The organism is Pauljensenia sp. C0170B4 (genome assembly GCF_056590235.1).
Map to the genome: position 1 here is coordinate 512,565 of NZ_JBWPVS010000001.1, position 21,113 is coordinate 533,677.

General features: G+C 60.3%; 16 protein-coding genes. 15 read left to right on the plus strand and 1 reads right to left on the minus strand.

Annotated elements, in window-relative coordinates; genetic code table 11:
• Positions 1 to 5: 5 nt before the first annotated feature.
• From AC1EJ1_RS02285 to AC1EJ1_RS02300, 4 genes are all read left to right on the plus strand, one after another.
• Complete coding sequence (locus tag AC1EJ1_RS02285; protein ID WP_285014777.1) at positions 6 to 1,109, plus strand: o-succinylbenzoate synthase; 1,104 nt, start codon at positions 6 to 8, stop codon at positions 1,107 to 1,109.
• A complete protein-coding gene (gene menD, locus AC1EJ1_RS02290) occupies positions 1,106 to 2,782 on the plus strand; it encodes a 2-succinyl-5-enolpyruvyl-6-hydroxy-3-cyclohexene-1-carboxylic-acid synthase (protein WP_480295277.1) in 1,677 nt (558 codons plus the stop codon). The genes AC1EJ1_RS02285 and menD overlap by 4 nt, the downstream gene beginning before the upstream one ends.
• A 66-nt stretch (positions 2,783 to 2,848) precedes the next feature.
• On the plus strand, positions 2,849 to 4,762 hold the full coding sequence (locus AC1EJ1_RS02295; protein WP_480295278.1) for a S1C family serine protease: 1,914 nt from the start codon (positions 2,849 to 2,851) through the stop codon (positions 4,760 to 4,762).
• 77 nt (positions 4,763 to 4,839) lie between these two features.
• Positions 4,840 to 7,431, plus strand: coding sequence for a glycoside hydrolase family 31 protein (locus tag AC1EJ1_RS02300; RefSeq protein WP_480295279.1), 2,592 nt, complete (start codon positions 4,840 to 4,842; stop codon positions 7,429 to 7,431).
• A gap of 431 nt (positions 7,432 to 7,862) precedes the next feature.
• Here AC1EJ1_RS02300 and AC1EJ1_RS02305 read toward each other — a convergent pair whose 3' ends face one another.
• A complete protein-coding gene (locus AC1EJ1_RS02305; protein ID WP_480295280.1) occupies positions 7,863 to 9,149 on the minus strand; it encodes an isochorismate synthase in 1,287 nt (428 codons plus the stop codon).
• A 114-nt stretch (positions 9,150 to 9,263) separates the two neighbouring features.
• Here AC1EJ1_RS02305 and AC1EJ1_RS02310 point away from each other — a divergent pair, with 114 nt between their 5' ends.
• The 11 genes from AC1EJ1_RS02310 to nuoI all read left to right on the plus strand — a co-directional run bounded on the left by AC1EJ1_RS02310 (position 9,264) and on the right by nuoI (position 21,094).
• Positions 9,264 to 9,956, plus strand: a complete 693-nt coding sequence (locus tag AC1EJ1_RS02310; protein ID WP_285015077.1) for a class I SAM-dependent methyltransferase — start codon at positions 9,264 to 9,266, stop codon at positions 9,954 to 9,956.
• Between the two features lie 158 nt (positions 9,957 to 10,114).
• Positions 10,115 to 11,395 carry a geranylgeranyl reductase family protein gene (locus tag AC1EJ1_RS02315; RefSeq protein ID WP_480295281.1) on the plus strand — a complete coding sequence of 427 codons (1,281 nt, stop codon included), beginning with the start codon at positions 10,115 to 10,117 and terminating at the stop codon, positions 11,393 to 11,395.
• A gap of 73 nt (positions 11,396 to 11,468) precedes the next feature.
• The gene (locus tag AC1EJ1_RS02320) at positions 11,469 to 11,828 is read left to right on the plus strand and encodes an NADH-quinone oxidoreductase subunit A (RefSeq protein ID WP_058237197.1); all 360 of its coding nucleotides are present in this window, start codon (positions 11,469 to 11,471) and stop codon (positions 11,826 to 11,828) included.
• A gap of 16 nt (positions 11,829 to 11,844) precedes the next feature.
• A complete protein-coding gene (locus AC1EJ1_RS02325) occupies positions 11,845 to 12,399 on the plus strand; it encodes an NADH-quinone oxidoreductase subunit B (protein ID WP_058237196.1) in 555 nt (184 codons plus the stop codon).
• Between the two features lie 53 nt (positions 12,400 to 12,452).
• Positions 12,453 to 13,139, plus strand: coding sequence for an NADH-quinone oxidoreductase subunit C (locus AC1EJ1_RS02330; protein WP_480295293.1), 687 nt, complete (start codon positions 12,453 to 12,455; stop codon positions 13,137 to 13,139).
• The gene (locus tag AC1EJ1_RS02335; RefSeq protein WP_092648797.1) at positions 13,139 to 14,494 is read left to right on the plus strand and encodes an NADH-quinone oxidoreductase subunit D; all 1,356 of its coding nucleotides are present in this window, start codon (positions 13,139 to 13,141) and stop codon (positions 14,492 to 14,494) included. Before AC1EJ1_RS02330 ends, AC1EJ1_RS02335 begins: the two co-directional genes overlap by 1 nt.
• A complete protein-coding gene (gene nuoE, locus AC1EJ1_RS02340; RefSeq protein WP_092648796.1) occupies positions 14,491 to 15,180 on the plus strand; it encodes an NADH-quinone oxidoreductase subunit NuoE in 690 nt (229 codons plus the stop codon). Before AC1EJ1_RS02335 ends, nuoE begins: the two co-directional genes overlap by 4 nt.
• Positions 15,177 to 16,478: an NADH-quinone oxidoreductase subunit NuoF gene (gene nuoF, locus AC1EJ1_RS02345; RefSeq protein ID WP_058237193.1), complete on the plus strand. Its 1,302-nt coding sequence runs from the start codon at positions 15,177 to 15,179 to the stop codon at positions 16,476 to 16,478. The genes nuoE and nuoF overlap by 4 nt, the downstream gene beginning before the upstream one ends.
• Positions 16,475 to 19,069, plus strand: coding sequence for an NADH-quinone oxidoreductase subunit G (locus tag AC1EJ1_RS02350; RefSeq protein ID WP_285014763.1), 2,595 nt, complete (start codon positions 16,475 to 16,477; stop codon positions 19,067 to 19,069). The genes nuoF and AC1EJ1_RS02350 overlap by 4 nt, the downstream gene beginning before the upstream one ends.
• Positions 19,069 to 20,409, plus strand: a complete 1,341-nt coding sequence (nuoH, locus tag AC1EJ1_RS02355) for an NADH-quinone oxidoreductase subunit NuoH (RefSeq protein ID WP_480289522.1) — start codon at positions 19,069 to 19,071, stop codon at positions 20,407 to 20,409. Before AC1EJ1_RS02350 ends, nuoH begins: the two co-directional genes overlap by 1 nt.
• Positions 20,402 to 21,094, plus strand: a complete 693-nt coding sequence (gene nuoI / locus AC1EJ1_RS02360; RefSeq protein WP_058237191.1) for an NADH-quinone oxidoreductase subunit NuoI — start codon at positions 20,402 to 20,404, stop codon at positions 21,092 to 21,094. Before nuoH ends, nuoI begins: the two co-directional genes overlap by 8 nt.
• Positions 21,095 to 21,113 lie beyond the last annotated feature (19 nt).

Below are 21,113 nucleotides of genomic sequence, written 5' to 3' on the forward strand. Positions count from 1 at the left end.
CTGCGATGTTACATAATGACCACTCTCAAATCTCAGGCGATCCGCTTCGCGAAAGATCGGGCGCTTCATGCGCGATCGAACAGGTCCGCATCGCTGAGCTGGCACCGGCCACGCGCCGCACGCTGGACGCTATCGACACCGTCCTGATCTACCACACGCCGCTCATCACGCGCTTTCGTGGAGTCACGGAGCGAGAAGGCCTCCTGCTGCACGGCCCTGAAGGCTGGTCAGAAGCGGCGCCGTTTTGGGATTATGGCCCGCCTGAATCCTCACGGTGGCTGATGGCCGCCCTCGAAGCTGCAACGCAGACGCCGCCCACGGCCCGGCGCACCAGCGTCCCCGTCAATGTCACGATCCCTGTCGGAACGCCAGCTGAGGCAGCCGAGCGTGTGCAAGCCAGCGGAGGATGTACTACCGCCAAAGTGAAGGTGGCAGACCCGGGGATGACTGTGGACCAGGACTGTGAACGCGTTGCCGCTGTTGCCCGCGAGCTTGCCCGCATCAGCGATGATCCGCATGTGCGCATCGATGCCAACATGGCGTGGGACGTGCCCACTGCTATCGCGGCGATTACTGCGCTGCACGAAGCAGCGGCCAGCGCCGGTGGCCTGGAATACGCGGAACAACCGTGCCGCACAGTCGAAGAGCTGGCGCGCGTGCGGGCCCGCGTTGACGTGCCAATAGCCGCTGACGAGTCGATCCGACGTGCCGAAGATCCCTATGCCGTTATTCGTGCCCACGCTGCCGACGTGGCGATCATCAAGCTTGCCCCGCTGGGAGGGGCGCGCGCAGCACGTGAGATTGCTGAACGAGCTGGCATCAAAGTAGTGGTCTCCTCCGCCCTCGAATCATCCATTGGGCTGGCGCGCGGCCTCCAACTGGCGGCTTGCCTGCCTGTCGAAACGGCGTGCGGACTGGCAACTGCGCAACTGTTCGATGCTGACACCGTGCGCGAACCGCTCAAAGTGGAGTCAGGCCGAATTCAGATGCATGACATGAGAGTGGATGAGAAATTGATTGACGCATGCCCCCTGCCGGCCGGATGCCGGGACAGGTGGATCGACCGATTAGACGCCATGTGCGCCGTGCTGAATGAGGAACGCCAATGACTCAGTCACTTCGCCTTGCTCTTGGAATCGTTCGTGCGCTCGCAGCTCACGGTGTGCGTGACTTCGTCTACAGTCCCGGGTCGCGATCAGCCCCGTTCGCCTATGCGCTTGACGCGTGTGAGCGCCACCTCGATATCCGAACGTGGATTGTGCTCGATGAGCGTGATGCCGCCTTCTTTGCAGGCGGCCTGTCTCGCGCCGACGAGTTGGCCACACCTGACTTCACTCCTGCGGCACATGAGCCTCGGCCCGTTGCGCTGATCATGACGTCAGGTGGAGCCGTTGCCGAGATGCACGCCGGCATCGCCGAAGCTCACCATTCCCATCTGCCGTTGATCGTGGTCAGCGCTGACCGTCCCTTCGAAATGCGATCCGTGGGAGCTTCGCAAACGACGACGCAGGCGGGGATCTTTGCCTCGCACGTGTCGATGACGTGTGACATTCCCGCTGATACCACTGCTGACCGGGCTTTGACGGCCCGCGTTGGACGCCTCGTCGCTGCCGCTCGCGGATGGTCAGCCACCGATCGCGGCCCGGTCCACCTCAATGTCGCACTTCGTGATCCTCTTGCACCTGCCAGTGCCGGTGACCTTGAGAAAATCCTGATGAACGAGGGTGACCCCGCCGTTTCTGCGACCCGCTTCTTCTTATGTGAGCGTGAGCCGGTCCCGTGGCGGCAGGTGGTGGATCCGAATCTGCGCACTGTGATGATTGCCGGCGACGGTGCTCATCGCGACAGCGCCGCATGGGCTGAGCGCGCCGGGATCCCGCTGCTCGCTGAGCCGACCAGTGGGCTGACAGGAAGCTCCGCGTGGATTCCGCATCAGCAAAGCATTCTCAGTGACAGTGACGTGCTCAGCCAGATCGAGCAGGTCATCGTGACGGGGCAACCGACGTTGTCGCGCCCTGTTTCCAGGCTTCTTGCGCGCGATGATATTCGCATCGTAGTGGTCAGCGAGCATACGGAATGGCCAGATGTTGCAGGCAGGGCGAGCAGTGTTGTGCCCTCGCTGTGTGATGTGCCTCTGGGCGAGGGGGGCGAGTGGCGTGACTCTCTGCGTGAGCGTTCAGGGTATGCCGATGATGCGCTCGATCCCGAGCAGTTCTCTATGCTCACTGTGGCGGACCTGATCTGGCGCGACACTGGAACCGACGTACTGGTTCTGGGAGCATCAAACACTGTGCGTGCTTTCGACCTGGCGATCCGTACGCCTGCCCAGGCGAGCGTCGTGTCGAACCGCGGTCTGGCCGGGATTGACGGCACGATTGCCACGGCGTGGGGCTGCAGTGCCAACGGTGCGCGCGTGCGCGCGGTGATGGGGGATCTGACTTTTTTCCATGATGCGTCGGCACTGGCGCTTCGCGGTGGTGGAGCGCTGTCGATCATTGTTCTGGACGATCAGGGCGGATCCATTTTCGCCTCGCTTGAACATGGACAGGCACCTCAATCGATGTACGAGCGATGGTTTGGCTGCGCGCAGAGCGTTGATATCGAATCACTATGCCGAGCCTACGGGTGGTCTTACTGCGCGGCCGTGAGCCTGGATGATGTGGCAGAGGCCCTGGCGCTCCCCATCGATGAACCGTCTGTGATTCATGTCAAATTGACGAGGGATGCTGACGGTATGCGGAGAATTCTCACACCTTCACGTTCTCAGAAAACTTCCAGATAACCTTCAGGTCATCTGGAAGATCCCTTGTCATACTGGGCATCACACAGACCAGAAAAAGAAGGACGTATGACAAACGAGCAATTTCCTCGATCTGAATTCAATGATCAGAACGAGACACCAGATGGGCGCGACGCTTACGCGCCACAGGAAACCTCTGACCACTCGTCGGCATATATGCCGCCGAGTGACCTGCCGCGTTCGAAAAGCGATAGCGCCGAACGGGGCGATCTGGGTGAGCAGAGTGATCTCAAGGAGCGAGGTTATCAGAGCGATCAGAGAAATCAGGGCGATCAGGGATATCAGGGCCAGTCGAGTGAGCAAACCGAGCAGAGCCGGCAGGTTCAGCAGGGATCCCGATATGCCTACGGGTCGCCCTCGAACTCGACGGAATATATCCGCCCGGACGGGCCCAGCTACGCAGGGCGCGGTTCTTCGGCCTACGCAGGCGGCAGCGATGGCTTCGTAGCCCCGAGCTCCCAGTCGTATGGAGAAAGTGCGGCGAGTGGCCAGAACCAGTCGTACGGGCACAGGCAGTCATATGACCAAGGTGAGTCACCTGAGCGCACGCAATACCTGCAGGGCGGCCAGTATTCACGAGCTAGCCAGTATGCTCAGGGGGCGAACGGCCAGTACACGCAATCCGGCCAGTATGCAGGTCCGTCACGAGGTGACCAGTACTCGCACGATTCCCGCAATCCCTACGCATCACCGAACCTTCAGCCCGGATCCGCTTCCTATGGTCGAGTCGCCACTGCCGCGCCGGCATCCTCGACGAAACGTGCACGAAAGACGCGGAAGAATGGCCCGGGCTGGGGCGCAGTTGCTGCTGCGATGCTTGTGGCCGTCGCCCTCTCTCTTGGCGGCGCGTGGGGGATTAATGAATTCGTCGGTTCAAATAATTCGACGGCAACCGCTACCAGTTCGCAGAGTTCGCACGCCTCGCAACAACCTGCACCTGTCATCAGCAGTGATGCGACGTGGGCAGAAGTTGCCGCAGCGGTCTCTCCCGCAACGGTGTCCATCAACGTCCAAGGCGGGCAAACAGCCGACATCGGATCGGGCGTCGTGTACGACTCAGCCGGTCACATCGTGACGAACTACCACGTTGTATCAGCGGCTGAAAATGCCTCAAATGGTCGAATCAGCGTGACCTTGTCTGACGGGCGAATCTATGCCGCCGAAATTGTCGGCGTCGATTCGAGTACCGACCTGGCCGTGCTGCAGATTGTGGATCCTCCCGCAGACCTGTCTGTCGCCGCATTCGGGTCATCTGCGGATGTCCAGGTGGGACAGGACGTGATGGCGATCGGATCGCCACTGGGTCTGTCTTCAACCGTCACCACCGGCGTCGTCTCGGCACTGAACCGCCCAGTCGAGGTGGCAACCGAACAACAGGACAACCAGCAGCAGATCGACCCACGTGACCCCTTCGGACAGCTTCCTCAAAATCAGAACAAGGAAACCAGCCCATCGGTCATCACCAATGCGATTCAGGTGGACGCCTCGATCAACCCGGGAAACTCCGGCGGACCGCTCTTTGACGCCCAAGGCAAAGTCATCGGTATTAACTCATCGATCGCATCTATGGGCTCAGATTCCTCATCTGCAGGCTCGATCGGACTTGGTTTCGCAATTCCATCGGACCTCGTGAAGTCTGTCGCTGAACAGATCATCGCGAACGGACAAGTCGACCACGCTGTGTTGGGCGTGCTCATTACAACCGGCACAGCCACAGTCGATGGCACCACGCGCATGGGTGCCGCCATCAGCGAGGTCAACAATGGCTCAGCCGCGGCCGAGGCAGGGCTGAAAGCTGGTGACGTCATTACCGCCGTCGACGGTAATGCGGTTGAATCCGGAAAGTCTCTGACCGGCTACATTCGCCGTTACACTGGAGGCGACCACGTCAGCATCGAATATGTGCGTGACGGCAAACTGACCAGCGCAGATGTGACACTCCAATCGCAGATCCAGAAATAGAAATGCCAGGATCTATGCTCGTGTCAACATCTTGTTAAACGGGTCAATATCTCCTGAACTTGGAAGGATACAGCGCCATGGTGGCCGACTCACTGTTCAGTATGGACAAAATAGGGGCACGCCCCTCGATGGATCCGCAGCGAACAGTGAGCGGGCCCCACTGGCGCATCGGCATCATCACCGACCGGCTGATCCGATTCGAATGGTCCGACACCGACGAATTCGTTGACGACGCCACTCAGATCGTTCTGAACCGCAGTTTTGGGGATACTCCAAAATTCCGCGTCACCCGGCGCGACGGGCGCGTCCTGATCGATACGGACGCTGTGCGTATCACCTACGACGAAAAACCGTTTTCCCGTTTCGGGCTGTCTGCGTTTATCAAGGGCGTGGGATCCACCTGGCGTTTCTCGGAACCGGCTCGGGCCAACCTGGGCGGCACCGCCCGTACACTCGACCAGATCGACGGTCCTGTTGAACTGGACGAAGGCCTCGCAGCATTCGACGGGTGGGCTGTGATCGATGATTCCCAGTCCAACCTGATCCGCGAAGTCAGCGAAGTTGACGGGCATGACAACGCATTCGGTACGTGGGTCCAGCCCCGTAATCCGGATGAGCCGTCCGGAGCGACACCCTCGTCCCACGACTTCTATCTGTTTGCCTACGGGCATGATTTTGCGGACGCGGTGCGCGACTTCTATCAGCTGACAGGCCCGACCCCGCTGCTGCCGCGCTTCACACTGGGCAACTGGTGGAGCCGCTACCACGCCTATTCGGACGAGGAATACCGCGAGCTCATCACACGCTTTGAGGACGAGCGCGTGCCACTGTCCGTTGCCGTAATCGACATGGACTGGCACCTTGTCCACGACATTGACCCGAAGTACGGCACCGGATGGACTGGATTCACATGGAATCGTGACCTGTTCCCGCAACCTGAACAGTTCCTCGATTGGCTCCATCAACGGGGGCTGCGCACGACGCTGAATCTGCATCCGGCCGACGGGATCCGTGCCTTTGAAGAGGCGTACCAGCGGGTCGCCACACGCATGGGAATCGATCCGGCCAGTGAGGACCCGGCCGAATTTGACCTGACAGATCCGCGCTTCATGCAGATCTACTTCGAAGAAGTCATTCACCCCATGGAAAAGGAAGGGGTCGACTTCTGGTGGCTTGACTGGCAGCAAGGCGGAACAACCCGTCAGCCCGGCCTGGACCCGCTATGGATGATCAACCACCTGCATTTCCTCAATTCCGCGCAGGCAGGGGAGCGTCCGCTGACCTTCTCGCGCTACGCAGGGCCAGGCTCACACCGCTACCCGGTTGGATTCTCCGGCGACACGGTCGTGTCGTGGGACTCGCTCAAGTTCCAACCCTTCTTCACATCCACGGCCTCCAACATCGGATACTCCTGGTGGAGCCACGACATCGGCGGACATATGTTCGGTGTGCGCGACGAAGAACTGGAGGCACGCTGGTACCAGTTGGGCACCTTCAGCCCGATCAACCGCCTGCACTCCACTGAATCAGCTTTCAACTCAAAGGAGCCGTGGAACTTCCACGACGAGACGCGCAGCGTGATGAACCAGGCACTTCGTCTGCGCCACCAACTGATTCCCTACCTGTACACGATGAACAGGCACACCGCTTACGAGGGGCGGCCGCTCGTTGAGCCGATGTACTGGCAGGCACCCGAGACTGCCGATGCCTGCGATCACCCGCACGAATTCCGCTTCGGTTCGCAGCTGCTGGTCGCTGCCATCACTGATCCACGCGAGCACGACACGATGAAAGCCCAGGCCGACGTCTGGTTCCCGCGCGGCACGTGGTTCGATTTCTTTACAGGTCGACGAGTCGAATCTCGCGGTGAAGCCGGCCGTCGCCTGCGCGTATGGCGCGATCTGGATTCTTACCCGGTTTTCGCTCCCGCAGGCGCAATCATCCCGCTGCAGGATAACGCGCCCGACCAGCTCAACAATGTTGACAACCCCGAGCATCTGCGCGTCATCGTCATGCCCGGTGATAATGGTGAGTTCGTCCTGTGGGAAGATGACGGAGCCGCACAGGAAAATGTCGCATGGGCCGCAACCACTCTTTCACTGAACTGGTCGCCTGCCGATGATTCCGACACGCGTACCTTCACCATTTACCCGCCTGCCGACCATGTCGACGTTCTCCCGGCCACGCGCACGTGGACCCTCGTCTTCCGCGGCGTTGCGCCCATTGACGAGGGTGACGTGACGATCACCGTCAACAACGACAAGGTTGCCTCTGAACGCGTGGCGCTGACCTACTGCAACAAGACCTTGTCCTATGAAGTCACGATTGCTGACGTTCCGGCAGATCAGCAGGTTACGGTTGAGATGTCTGCGGAAGCACTGACAGTGGCGGACGATCCGTGGTTTGATGACGCATTCGACCTGCTGTTCAAGGCGCAGATCGGCTATCCGGCCAAGGAACGCGCGATCGAGATGATTCGTGAGGAAGGTGAACGCGCTTTGGGTGGCCTCGTCTCTTTGGGTGAGCCAACCCCGACGATACAGTGGCCGCACAAACCCGAATACCTTGTGGTTCCTGACAGCGTGCGCAGCGCTCTCGATGAGATCCTGACCCGAACCTCCCAGCCGCATGTAGTTCCCGCATGTCCGCCAGCATCGTCATCTAGGTAGAGGCTCTTTTCACGCATCGCCCGACTGTCGGCGCACGACCCCCTAGATTTAAGGCTGAATCGTGCACATTCCCCTAGATTTTCGATCTTTTTGTGCACATACCCCTAAATCTTCGGCATTTTGTGCACATACCCCTAGAAGAACCGCGACCGTCCGCTGGCGCTCTCCGCGCAACACCCCGTGACCTGCGCATATGGGAAAGCGATGAAATGGCTAACCGCCAATTCTAGGGGTATGTGCATTCTGGCGAGACTTTTTAGGGGTATATGCACGTGCGCCCGCCAGTTTGAGGGGTCGGTGCACGCACGCCCGCACCGACGTGACCACGCCGCGCCGCCGCAGCGTCGTCACCGAGGCAACCACACCACGCCGCGCCACACGGCCGCCGATACTTCCGTTAGGCGGATACCACCAGTACCCAATCGCGCAATCTACACGCCCAGCGCGTCCAGAACAGGGGACATCTTCGCGCGCGTTTCGGCCAGTTCCATCTCCGGCACGGAGTCAGGCATGATGCCCCCACCAGCGAAGACACGGATCTGTGTGCGCTCACGCGTGAACTGTCCGCATCGCAACGCAATGCCGAACTCACCGTCGCCATTCGCATCAACCCAGCCCACCGGGCCTGAATAGCGGCCGCGACGAGTCTGCTCGAAGGATTCCAGCAGATCGTACGCCAGTGTTGTCGGTGTGCCGCACACCGCTGCCGTGGGATGTAAAGCAGCCACCACGTCGAGGAGGGAGTGATCCGGCACAACAGCGTTGACTTCGGTTGCCAGGTGAATGACGTTTGGAAGTTCGATCACGCTAGGCTGGGACGGGCACTCGACGGACGTGGCCATCGGTTCGAGGCGGCGGGTGACAGATTCAACGGCCAGCGCGTGTTCACGACGATTCTTATCTGACGACATCAACTCGTCAGCATTTCCGGGAGCTGCAGTGCCAGCCAGGACGCGCGAGTACACATGATCAGCTTCTTTAGACGCCAATATCTCCGGTGTGGCGCCCACTAAACCGGCAACGGCATATGTCCAGGTCGAAGGAAACTGCTCGTGCAACTGGGTGACCAGGTATCGCTCATCCATAGCGGTCGGACTGTCCACGACCATGTCGCGACTCATCACCACTTTCGATGCTGCTCCCGAGTTCAGGCGCCGGATCACGCGGCGCACCGCGCTGAGCCACTGGTTCTGCGTCATACGCCCGGCCTGTGTCATCAGTCCTTTCGGCGTAGTCAGCTGCGTACTGAGCGCTGCCTCGGCAAGAGCGGAGGCTGCCTGAATCGGATCAGCAGGATCCTGGTCGAGCGCTGTCGTGATCACGAAGCGCGCGCCATCGCGCTCGACGATTGCGGTGTGCGGAATGATCAGGACACCGCGCGTATTCCATGCAAAACCGAACGAGGCCAATGCAACCGGTCCACAAAGGCGTGAGCTCCCCTCGTCAATTGTCGAATCAGTATCGACGAGGGCGTCCTGGCACACGTTCGTCCACTCTGACGACGCCTGTCTGATGGCCTGTGTACCTGTCACAGTGATCGTGGCAGTGCGCCCATCGGCAACGATCGAACAGCGATCTCCCAACCACGTCAACGCGTCTGCAGGGCTGGGCAGCAGTGAGGCCAGCGGACGCGTCGCACAGAGGTGTGAAGGCGGTAGTGATGCAATAGAGACGTGGAGTTTGCCATTGAGAGATACGGAACCGAAAGTGCCAGACATGAGGCCATCGTATCCAGACCATGAAAAGATAGAGACATGAATGAAACGGCAGGTCTGAACTACGACGTCTATGACCAGGACGCTGACCTCAATGACGACAGCTCACCGGCGGGCATGCGCGCGCAACTGAATAAGGATCCCGGCGAAGTTGCGGCAATGTTTAATTCCGTGGCACGTCGATACGACATGATGAATGCACTTGCCAGCGGTGGGATGGATCATGTGTGGCTGCGCGCATTGCGCACTGCAGTCGATGGCGAGCCTGGGGAGGAAATCCTCGACCTTGCTGCCGGAACCGGTGCATCAGCTGCGGCGATCGCTGCCGGTGGCGCACGCGTGACGGCGTGCGACCTGTCAGAAGGAATGATTGCGGTAGGCCGTGAGCGCCACCCGGAGATCTCATTTGTTCAGGGCGATGCCACCAACCTCCAATTCGGAGACGCGACATTCGACGCCGTGACCATGTCGTACGGGCTGCGCAATATCAGCGACCCGGAACGCGCCTTGCGTGAAATGGCACGCGTGACGAAACCGGGCGGGCGACTGGTGATCTGTGAATTCTCCCACCCGACTGACCCGATTTTCTCGCGCCTGTACCGCATCCACCAGATGGTGGTCATGCCGACGCTGGCACGCCTGGTTTCATCTGACGACGTGGCGTACGACTACCTGGTTGAGACGATCCAGAGCTGGCCCGACCAGATCACTGTGGGGCAGATGATCGCGCGGAGCGGATGGGAGAGCGTGGAGTACAGGAATCTGACAGGCGGCATCGTTGCGCTGCATCGTGCCCGACGTGCCCAATGAGACGCGCTTCACGATACCTGAAATAGGTAAAGGCCCCCTTTCTCAAATACATCAAAGAACCAGTCTTTTTTCGCGCCAAAATGACGAAATGCGCCCTTTGGGGCAATCGGAGTAGGGTGCTAGTCGAATGAGGCTTGACAACAAGTAGAGGAGACACTGTGTCTGACGGTGTGGCGAAGCATGATGATGCTGACGTCGTAATCGTCGGTGGCGGGCCGGCAGGTGCATCAACTGCCTACCACCTGGCAAGTGCCGGCATTGATGCCCTCGTACTTGAAAAAGCATCATTCCCGCGGGACAAGATATGCGGCGACGGGCTGACCCCTGCAGCCGTGTACGAACTCATTGTGATGGGCGTCGATACAAGCACGTGGACGCGTAACCGCGGATTGACGGTCATTGGTGGCGGGCATCGCCTGCAACTGGAATGGCCTGACCAAAAATCACTGCCCGGATACGGCATGACACGTCGCCGCACGGAACTCGACCAAGACCTCATTCAGCACGCATGCAATCGTGGTGCGCGCCTGGTCGAAAACTGTACGGTGACAGGACCGTTGACTGACTCAACTGGGCGCATCACTGGCGTGCGCGCGCGCATCGGGCAGGGTAAAGACGCTGAAGATGTCGAGTTCCACGCCAAACTTGTGGTGGATGCAGGCGGCGTGTCGGCGCGACTGGCCACCGCAATGGGACGTGAAAAGAATCCGCGCCGTCCCCTCGGAGTGGCGGCACGCACGTACTTCCGCTCACCTCGCTCAAATGAAGAGTGGATGGAATCCCACCTCGAACTGTATGCAGGACAGCCCGGCAAATCCGAACCGCTGCCCGGTTACGGCTGGATCTTCCCGATGGGTGACGGCACCGTCAACGTCGGCCTGGGATCAGTCTCTTCAGATGCGAAGGCAACCAAACTGCCGTACCACAAAGTGCTGAAGCAATGGGTCGATTCCCTTCCCGACGAGTGGGGTTTCACGCCTGACAATCAGGTAGGCCCCCTGCGCAGCGCAGCGTTGCCGATGAGCTTTAACCGCACACCCCACTACGCGAACTCACTGGTGCTGGTGGGTGATGCTGGCGGAATGGTCTCACCCTTCAACGGCGAGGGAATCGCGCCGGCCCTGAAAGCGGGTCGTCTTGCTGCAATGGCGATGGCTCAGGGTCTTGCCCGCACGACGCTTGCCGGCATGGATAAGGCGATGGAAGAGTACCCTCATGCGATGAAACAGGAATATGGCGGGTACTATTCCATGGGACGAATCTTCGTGCGGCTGATCGAGAACCCGAAAGTGATGCACTTGTGTACACATACGGGGCTTGGAATCCCACGCTTGATGACACTTGTCCATAAACTGTTATCAGATGGTTTTGAACGTAGCGGCGGTCAATGGGACGACCGTCTGATTACTACCCTCACGAAGGTGGTGCCCAAGGTATGAGATCGACTCAGCAATCTCCGTGTTGCAGTTGTGCCATCGGGCTGACCGCCCTCGTCAATAACCGGGAGGAACAATGACCAATCCCTACGTGCCATTGCTGATTATGGCCGCAGCAGCCATCGTGCTGGCGCTGGGCGGCCTGGGCGCATCAGCGATCCTGGGACCCACACGCAAGAACAGCACCAAAGCTGACAACTACGAATGTGGCATTGATCCAGGCCCTCAGCACATTGAGGAAGGCCGTTTCCCGGTGCGCTACTACCTCGTCGCGATGACCTTCATCATCTTCGACATCGAGGTCGTCTTTATGTACCCGTGGGCCGTCAGCTTTAACCAGCTGGGCTTGTTCGGGCTTGTTGTCATGTTGACCTTTATCGCCCTGATCACGGTGCCCTACATTTACGAGTGGCGCCGCGGCGGGCTGGACTACTAGGAGCGAAGGAGGACTCATGGGTATCGAAGAAGCGTTACCTGCAGGCATTGCTCTGACCAGCATGGAAAAACTGCTGGGGCTGGGTCGTAAACACAGCCAGTGGCCTGTCACCATGGGCTTGGCGTGCTGCGCGATTGAAATGATGGCAGCCGGCACCCCTCGCTTTGACATGTCACGATTCGGACTGGAAGTGTTCCGCGCCTCGCCGCGTCACTCCGACCTCATGATCGTCTCGGGTCGTGTCTCCCACAAGATGGCACCGATCATCCGTCGCGTCTACGACTCGATGGCCGACCCCAAGTGGGTCATTTCGATGGGCGCCTGCGCTTCGTCCGGCGGCATGTTCAACAACTACGCCGTCATCCAGGGCTGCGATCACTTCCTGCCTGTGGATGTCTACCTGCCCGGATGCCCACCTCGCCCCGAAGCGCTGATCCACGCCGTCCTCACCCTGCGTGAGCAGATCGGCAAAGAGCCGCTTGGCGTCCACCGTCAGGAAATCGCACGCAAGGCCGAGCAGGCAGCACTTGCTGCTACACCGACCCACCAGATGAAGGGACTCCTGTCGTGAGCGAAACTGAATCAGTGACGCCTACCCCTGATGAGGTGCAGCCGCAGGGGCAGATGCAGGCGCTGGGATCCTTCCAGGCCCCCGACGTGGTGGCCCAACGCACCGGCATGTTCGGCGTTCACGACGCCGGAGACACCACCGGTTTCGGCGGGCTGCAGCAGGCCGCGACGTTCGCTGCCCCCAGCCAGCGGCCGTACGGATCGTGGTTTGACTCGGTCGTGGACATCCTCGAAGAACTGATTACCGAGGATGGCCTTGATGTCAACGACGTCATCGAAAAGGTCGTTGTCGAACACGATCAACTGACGATCTTCATTGCGCGCGAGCACATTCAGCGCGTGGCACGTCACCTGCGTGACGACCAGGACCTGCGCTTTGAACTGTGCATCGGCACCAACGGCGTGCACTACCCGGCCGACAGGGGCCGTGAACTCCACGCCATTTACCCGTTCATGTCGATCACCCATAACAGGATGCTGCGACTGGAAGTCACGTGCCCGGACGCAGATCCGCACATCCCCAGCATCGTCGACATCTACCCCGCGAACGACTGGCAGGAACGCGAGACGTGGGACCTGGTCGGCATTATCTTTGATGGCCACCCCTCTTTGACGCGTACTGCGATGCCGGATGACTGGGTAGGACACCCGCAGCGCAAAGATTACCCACTGGGCGGCATTCCCGTGGAATACAAGGGAGCCACCGTTCCACCGGCCGACACACGGAGGTCGTACAACTGATGAACGCACAACGTGTCAATTTCCGGGCAACCCCCGGAACAGCCAACATCGATGTCGACGACATTCCCGAAGTCATGGCGCAGGGCGGTGACTGGGAAGACGTCCTCGCCGAAATCGAAAAGATCACGAACGAACGCATCGTGCTCAACATGGGTCCAGTGCACCCCTCGACGCACGGCGTGCTCCGCCTGGTCCTTGAACTGGACGGCGAACTCGTGCGCGAAACACGCGTTGACACCGGCTACCTGCACACCGGCATCGAAAAGAACATGGAATACCGCACGTGGACACAGGGCGTCACATTCTGCACCCGCATGGACTACGTCGCACCGTTCTTCCAGGAAGTCGGCTACTGCCTGGCGGTGGAAAAACTGCTGGGCATCACCGACCAGATTCCAGAGCGCGCCACGCTGATCCGCGTACTCATGATGGAGCTCAACCGTGCAGCCTCGCACATCGTGGCAATCGGAACCGGCGGCAACGAGCTGGGTGCCACCACGATGATGACCATCGGCTTCCGCGCACGTGAAGAAATCCTGCGAATTTTCGAACGCATCACCGGCCTGCGCATGAACCACGCGTACATCCGACCTGGCGGCGTCGCACAGGACCTGCCGGCAGGAACGGTGGACTTCATCCGTGAAAAGCTGCCGCGCATCCGCAGAGACGTGGGCGAACTGCAGGACCTCACCTTGCAGAACCCGATCTTCAAAAAGCGTTTCGTTGGTACCGGCTACATGCCGCTGTCAGCAGTTATGGCGCTCGGTATGACCGGACCGGGCCTGAAAGCGGCCGGCATTCCGTTTGATCTGCGAAAGATGCAACCGTACTGCGGGTACGAAGATTTCGAATTCGACGTTCCCACCTACGATTCATCCGACGCCTACAACCGCACACTCGTTCGCTTCGACGAGATCTACCAGTCACTGCGCATCGTCGTGCAGGTGCTCCGACGCCTCGAGAAGTGCGAGGGCGGTCCGACCATGGTTGATGACCCCTCGATCGCGTGGCCGGCACGGCTGTCGGTTGCAACCGACGGACAGGGCAACTCGCTCGAACATATCCGCGAAATCATGGGCGAGTCGATGGAGTCGCTGATTCACCACTTCAAGCTGGTGACCGAGGGATTCTCTGTTCCCGCCGGTCAGGTATACCAGACCATCGAACATCCGAAGGGCCTGCTCGGGATCCACGTAGTCTCCGGCGGTGGCACGCGCCCCTACCGCGCGCACTTCCGTGACCCTTCATTCGCCAACCTGCAGTCATTGTCCATCATGACCGAGGGGGGCCAGCTGGCTGACGTGGTTGTCTGCCTGGCAACAATTGACCCTGTTTTGGGAGGTGTTGACCGATGAGCTACGCGCCAGAAGTTGAACAGCGTCTGCGTGAAGAAGCGGCGGTGGTTGTGGACCGGTATCCCACCGGACATTCACGCTCAGCACTGATTCCGCTGCTGCACCTCGTGCAATCCGTTGACGGATACATCACTGCTGACGGCATCGCGCTGTGCGCTGACATCCTCGACCTGACACGTGCGGAAGTATCCGCTGTGGCGACGTTCTATACCCAGTACAAGCGCCATCCCACGGGAGACTACCTGGTGGGCGTGTGCACGAACGCGCTGTGCGCCGTGCTGGGCGGTGACGCAATCTGGGAGGCCGTCTCACAGCATGTGGGAGTTGGCACCGATGAGACCAGTGAATCCGGCAAGATTACGCTGGAACGCCTCGAATGCAACGCCGCGTGTGACTACGCGCCCGTCATGATGGTCAACTGGGAGTTCTTCGATAACCAGACACCGCAATCAGCGATTCAGCTGATCGACGACATCGAGGCCGATAAGCCGATCCACCCGACGCGTGGTGCCGACACGGTCCACACGTTCAAAGAGGTCGAGCACGTACTTGCCGGTTTTCTTGATGGTCACGAACATGAGGGCCCTTCAGCGGGCGAGAACTCACTGCTGGGCCTGCGCATCGCAGAGCAGAACAACTGGAATGCTCCGGTGCGGACCGGTTCTGAACAGGAGGAGGACAAGTGAGCTCCTTAAGCGCACCATCAACCCTCACGCCGATCCTGACGCGCGGGTGGGATGCAGAGCGGTCATGGACGCTGCAGTCTTACCTGAGCCGCGGCGGATACGAAGGATTGAAAGCCGCCCGCGCCCTTGAACCGTCTGACATCGTCGAGAAGGTCAAGGCTGCCGGTCTGCGAGGCCGAGGCGGCGCAGGCTTCCCGACCGGACTCAAGTGGTCCTTCCTGCCTCCCGATGACGGCAAGCCGCGGTACCTCGTGGTCAACGCCGACGAATCAGAACCAGGAACCTGCAAGGACATCCCGCTGATCATGGCGAACCCGCACATTCTGGTTGAAGGCATGGCGATCACATGCCGCGCCATTAACTGCCACCACGCTTTCGTCTACCTGCGTGGCGAGGTCGTCCACGTCTACCGCCGCCTCCTGAATGCGATTCGCGAAGCTGAAGAGGCTGGCCTGCTGGAAGACCTGCGCATCATTGCTCACGCAGGTGCCGGTGCCTACATCTGCGGTGAAGAAACCGCACTGCTGGACTCCCTGGAAGGTCGTCGCGGACATCCGCGCCTGAAGCCCCCGTTCCCGGCAGCTGAAGGCCTGTACGCGCGCCCGACTGTTATTAACAATGCCGAATCCATTTCGCAGGTGCCAGGGATTTTCCGCAACGGAGACGACTGGTACGCCTCGATGGGCACGGAAAAATCCAAGGGCCACGGTATTTTCTCCGTCTCAGGCCACGTCAAGAACCCAGGCCAGTTTGAAGCACCATTCGGCATCACGATGCGCGAACTGATCGACATGGCCGGAGGCATCCGCGAAGGCCACACCCTCAAGTTCTGGACACCAGGCGGATCATCCACCCCACTGTTTACCGAAGCTGAACTTGATGTGTCCCTCGATTACGAATCCGTGGGACAGGCCGGATCGATGCTGGCAACGCGTGCACTGCAGGTGTTCGACGAGACCACATCGGTCGTGCGCGTCATTACCCGCTGGACCGAGTTCTACCAGCACGAATCGTGCGGCAAATGCACGCCGTGCCGTGAAGGAACGTACTGGCTCAAGCAGATCATGCTGCGCCTGGAACAGGGCAAAGGACTTCCCGGAGACGTCGATCTGCTCGAAGAGATCGCCGGGAACATCGCCGGTCGCAGCTTCTGCGCACTCGGTGACGCTGCAGCCACACCAATCAGGTCCGGCATCAGCAAGTTCCGAGAAGAATTCGAAGCCGGTTTGACGACGCCCGCACAGGAGCTGTTCCCGTACGAAGCGTCCGCTAACTTCACTAGAGGAGGTGCCCGATGAGCGACGCGCCAGAAATGGTCGATATTACGATCGATGACATCCAGATGTCCGTTCCCAAGGGAACGCTGGTCATTCGCGCTGCGGAACAGGCTGGAATTCGTATTCCACGATTCTGCGATCACCCACTGCTCGCACCTGCAGCTGCATGCCGCCAGTGCCTTGTCGAAGTCGGAATGCCTGACCGCAAGACCGGCGAGCTGCGCTTCATGCCCAAGCCGCAGCCCTCATGCGCACAGACAGTCAGCCCGGGAATGGTCGTCAAGACCCAGTTCACCTCCGAGATTGCCGACAAAGCACAGCGCGGCGTTATGGAGTTCCTGCTGATCAACCACCCGCTGGACTGCCCTATCTGCGACAAGGGCGGCGAATGTCCCCTGCAGAACCAGGCCATGACAGAAGGACGCGCAAAGTCACGATTCGCTGACGCCAAGCGCACCTTCCCCAAGCCTCTGAAGCTGACCAGCCACATCATGCTGGACCGTGACCGCTGCATCCTGTGCCAGCGCTGCGTGCGTTTCGGTAAGGAGATTGCAGGCGACGCGTTCATCGACCTGCAAGGTCGCGGCGGCGGTACCTCACCGACAGACGACCATTACTTCATGGGCGAACAGATCGGCTCCTTCGACACCCAGGTCATCGGGTTCCACGACGAAGGTGCCCACGACGCGAGAACTGTGCCGCTGTCTGGCCCATACGGCGAGGCTGGCGTCATTGGATCCATCAACGGGGGAGAGCTTCCACCATCAGGATACGACCAGTCGGGACGCGCATTCGCCTCGTACTTCTCCGGCAACGTTATTCAGATCTGCCCGGTCGGCGCGCTCACCGCGTCGTCCTACCGCTTCCGTGCACGCCCCTTCGACCTGGTTTCCACACCGTCGGTGTCAGAACACGACGCATCCGGATCAGCGATCCGTATCGACGTGCGTCGCGGCCAGGTCGTGCGCCGCATGGCCGGCAACGATCCGGACGTGAACGAAGAGTGGATCACCGACAAGGATCGCTTCGCCTTTGAATGGGATCGTGAATCCCGCCTGACCACACCGCTGGTTCGCGAAAACGGTCAGATGGTGCCGACCTCCTGGGCCGACGCGCTGCACCGCGTGGCTGAAGGACTGAAGGTGGCGCGTGACAAGGGAACAGTTGGCATGCTTCCTGGCGGCCGTCTGACCTTCGAGGATGCCTGGGCATGGTCCAAGTTTGCTCGCACTGTTGTGGGGACCGATTCCATCGATGCACGCGTTCGCGAAACCAGCGAGGAAGAACGCCAATTCCTCGCAGCACACGTAGCAGGAACAGGGCTGGGTGTGACGTATGCGGATCTGGAAAAGGCCGGGAGCGTCCTGCTGGTCGCACTCGAGCCCGAAGACGAATGCGGATCCATTTTCCTGCGCTTGCGTAAAGGCGTCCTGAAGGGAACCACTCACGTCACGACCATTGCGCCGATGACGACAAGTGGATCACTCAAGCTCAACGCACAGGTGGTGCACGCCGCACCCGGAACTGAAACCGAAGTTCTCGCGTCGCTCACCAGCGGAGCAGCGGCCGAAGGCACCGCCCTCGTCGAATCCCTGTCCGACGGCGGGATCATCCTGGTCGGAGAACGCGCAGCGCGCACCCCCGGGCTGCTGACTGCAACCGCCAAGCTCGCTCAGGCAACTGGAGCCCGACTCCAGTGGGTTCCACGCCGAAGCGGTGACCGCGCAGCGGTTGAAGCCGGACTTCTTCCCGGCCTGCTGCCATTTGGTCGCTCACTTGCCGATGCCGGTGCCCGCGAAAGCATGGGCTGGGATACGGCAGGCATGCCGACCACAACCGGCATGGACATTCAGGACATTCTGGGCGGTGTGCGCACCGGCTCTGTCAGCGCCCTGATCGTGGGAGGTGTTGACCTGCGTGACCTGCCCGATCCGAAAGCGGCACGCAATGCGCTCGACGCAGTGGACTTCCTCGTGTCGATGGAAGTGCGCGCGTCCGATGTCACTGAGCTTGCTGACGTGGTGCTGCCCGTTGCCCCGCCGCTGGAAAAGAACGGTACCTTCATCAACTGGGAAGGCCGACTGCGCCCCTTCGGCCAGGCGATCTCGTCACGCTCGCTGACTGATCGCGATGTGCTCGTGCGACTGGCGCGCGAATTTGATGTCGATCTGGGTGGAGCCACGCTGAAGGATCTGTATGACGAGGTCAACCCCGTGATGGACTGGTCCGGTGAACGCTGCGTCATGGATGTGGCTACCACAACCGCCCCGCCCGTCGAATCGGTGAGCGAGGGACAGGCTGTTCTGGCCACTCACAAACCGATGCTCGACGCCGGACGCCTTCAGGACGGCGCACCGCAGCTGGCTGGAACAGCGCGCCGCCCCGTTGTCTTCATCTCGCAGGCAACGCTGTCGGCTTTGGGAATGTCGCAAGGCGACGCCCTGACTGTTAGCTCCGAACGCGGATCGCTCACGCTGCCGGTGGAGGTCACCGATCTGCCCGATCGTGTGGTCTGGCTGCCTGAGTGCTCCCAAGGATCACTTGTACATGAGTCACTGGGAACAGCCGGTTCCGTTGTGACGCTCTCACACGCAGTGGAGGTGACCCGATGATGACAACGCTTCCGCTGGCGATTCCCGACTACACAGTGGCGGACTTCTCCCAGGAAACGTGGTGGCTGACCCTCATCAAAGCGGTCTTCATCATCTTGTTCCTGATTTTCAACGTGTTGCTCGCCCTGTGGGTGGAACGACGCGGACTGGGACGCATGCAGACCAGGCCCGGCCCGAACGTTGCCGGCCCGTTCGGCCTGTTCCAGGCTTTCGCTGACGCGTTGAAACTGCTGTTCAAAGAGGACATGTGGACCAGGCGCTCCGATAAATTCCTCTACTTCATGGCCCCGGCCATCGCAGCGTTCTGCGCATTCAGCGTGTTCGCAGTAATCCCGCTTGGCCCGAACGTCAGCATGTTCGGCCACTCAACGCCACTGCAGCTGGCCGACATGCCGGTTGCTGCGCTGTATATCCTGGCGATCACCTCGCTGGGCCTGTACGGCATCGTCCTCGGTGGCTGGTCGACGCGTTCAACGCTGCCGCTGTACGGCGCCGTGCGTTCATCCGCGCAGGTGATCTCCTATGAACTGTCGATGGGCCTGGCCCTGGTCTCCGTGTTCATCATGTCGGGATCAATGTCCACCTCCCAGATCGTTGCCGCACAGACTCCGTTCTGGTGGGCAGTGACGCTGGCACCCGCCTTCGTTATCTACTGCATCTCGGCAGTCGGCGAGGTTAACCGCCTGCCTTTTGACCTGCCCGAAGCTGAAGGCGAACTTGTCGCCGGACACATGACGGAGTACTCCTCCATGAAATTCGGCTGGTACTACCTGTCCGAATACGTCAACATGCTGAACGTGTCAGCCGTGGCAACCACCATGTTCTTTGGCGGATGGCACGCACCGTGGCCGTTGTCGCACGTGCCCGTCATCAACGACGGATGGTTCGGAATCGTGTGGTTCTTCCTGAAGATGTGGTTCTTCATGTTCCTGATGATCTGGACGCGAGGCACGCTACTGCGTATCCGATACGACCAGTTCATGCAGTTTGGCTGGAAGCGTCTCATCCCGGTTGCCCTGGCATGGGTCGTTGCCGTAGCAGTGCTGCGTGGAGTGACCGCCTGGGTTGACACCTCAATGCCGGTGATCCTCGGCGTGATCCTCGCGATCTTCGTCATCGCCCTTGCAGTCATGTGGTTCCTGGATTCCGGTGAGGGCGAAACCACCGGCGAGGGAGACGACGTGACCGAAACGTTCGATCCGTTAGCCGACGGATTCCCTGTCCCGCCCAAGCCCGGCCAGCAGCTGCCGCCGTCACCGCGAGCCGGCAGAGCCCAGCCAGTTGGGGTTGCAGCCAACACGACTGTCGCGACTGATGCTCAGGAGGAAACCGATGAGTAAGTCAGACAAGCATCTTCCGCCATTGGGACCCGATGAGGAGCTGCTCTACGAGCACGATCATCGCGGCCCGGTCAGTGAGTTCTTTGCCCCCGTGGCAGGGTATGGCGTGACGATCACGTCATTCTTCCGCCCCACTGTCACCGAACAGTACCCCTTCGAGGGGCCGTTCGTGCAGCCGCGTTTCCACGGGCGTCACCAGCTCAACCGTTACGCTGACGGCCTGGAAAAGTGCATCGGCTGCGAGCTGTGCGCGTGGGCCTGCCCGGCCGACGCCATCCTCGTCGAAGCCCACTCAAACACGCCTGACGCACAGTACTCGCCAGGGGAACGTTACGGCGCGGTCTACCAGATCAACTACCTGCGTTGCATCTTCTGCGGATTCTGCATCGAAGCTTGCCCCACGCGTGCGCTCACCATGGGACACAACTTCGAACTGTCCGAGTACCGCCGCGAAGCGGAAATCTACGAAAAGCACCAGCTCCTTGTTCCCCTTGCCGACGGCATGCTGGCACCACCGCACCCGATGGTCGAAGGCATGTCCGACGACGACTACTACAAGGGTGAGGTGACTGGACCGACGCAACGCCAGATCGACTGGGTACGCGAGCGTCGACCCGAAGATTCTTCACTGCAGTCCGCTCAGCAGGCGGTTGCACAACCAGTTGAACAGGAGGCTGCGCGGTGACAGAAACAGCATGGCCACT

Excerpts from the sequence above, each read along its gene's own strand:
- AC1EJ1_RS02285 (WP_285014777.1), top strand. The coding sequence starts at position 6 with ATGTTACATAATGACCACTCTCAAATCTCAGGCGATCCGCTTCGCGAA.
- menD (WP_480295277.1), top strand. The coding sequence starts at position 1,106 with ATGACTCAGTCACTTCGCCTTGCTCTTGGAATCGTTCGTGCGCTCGCA.
- AC1EJ1_RS02295 (WP_480295278.1), top strand. The coding sequence starts at position 2,849 with ATGACAAACGAGCAATTTCCTCGATCTGAATTCAATGATCAGAACGAG.
- AC1EJ1_RS02300 (WP_480295279.1), top strand. The coding sequence starts at position 4,840 with ATGGTGGCCGACTCACTGTTCAGTATGGACAAAATAGGGGCACGCCCC.
- AC1EJ1_RS02305 (WP_480295280.1), bottom strand. The coding sequence starts at position 9,149 with ATGTCTGGCACTTTCGGTTCCGTATCTCTCAATGGCAAACTCCACGTC.
- AC1EJ1_RS02310 (WP_285015077.1), top strand. The coding sequence starts at position 9,264 with ATGCGCGCGCAACTGAATAAGGATCCCGGCGAAGTTGCGGCAATGTTT.
- AC1EJ1_RS02320 (WP_058237197.1), top strand. The coding sequence starts at position 11,469 with ATGACCAATCCCTACGTGCCATTGCTGATTATGGCCGCAGCAGCCATC.
- AC1EJ1_RS02325 (WP_058237196.1), top strand. The coding sequence starts at position 11,845 with ATGGGTATCGAAGAAGCGTTACCTGCAGGCATTGCTCTGACCAGCATG.
- AC1EJ1_RS02330 (WP_480295293.1), top strand. The coding sequence starts at position 12,453 with ATGCAGGCGCTGGGATCCTTCCAGGCCCCCGACGTGGTGGCCCAACGC.
- AC1EJ1_RS02335 (WP_092648797.1), top strand. The coding sequence starts at position 13,139 with ATGAACGCACAACGTGTCAATTTCCGGGCAACCCCCGGAACAGCCAAC.
- nuoE (WP_092648796.1), top strand. The coding sequence starts at position 14,491 with ATGAGCTACGCGCCAGAAGTTGAACAGCGTCTGCGTGAAGAAGCGGCG.
- AC1EJ1_RS02350 (WP_285014763.1), top strand. The coding sequence starts at position 16,475 with ATGAGCGACGCGCCAGAAATGGTCGATATTACGATCGATGACATCCAG.
- nuoH (WP_480289522.1), top strand. The coding sequence starts at position 19,069 with ATGACAACGCTTCCGCTGGCGATTCCCGACTACACAGTGGCGGACTTC.
- nuoI (WP_058237191.1), top strand. The coding sequence starts at position 20,402 with ATGAGTAAGTCAGACAAGCATCTTCCGCCATTGGGACCCGATGAGGAG.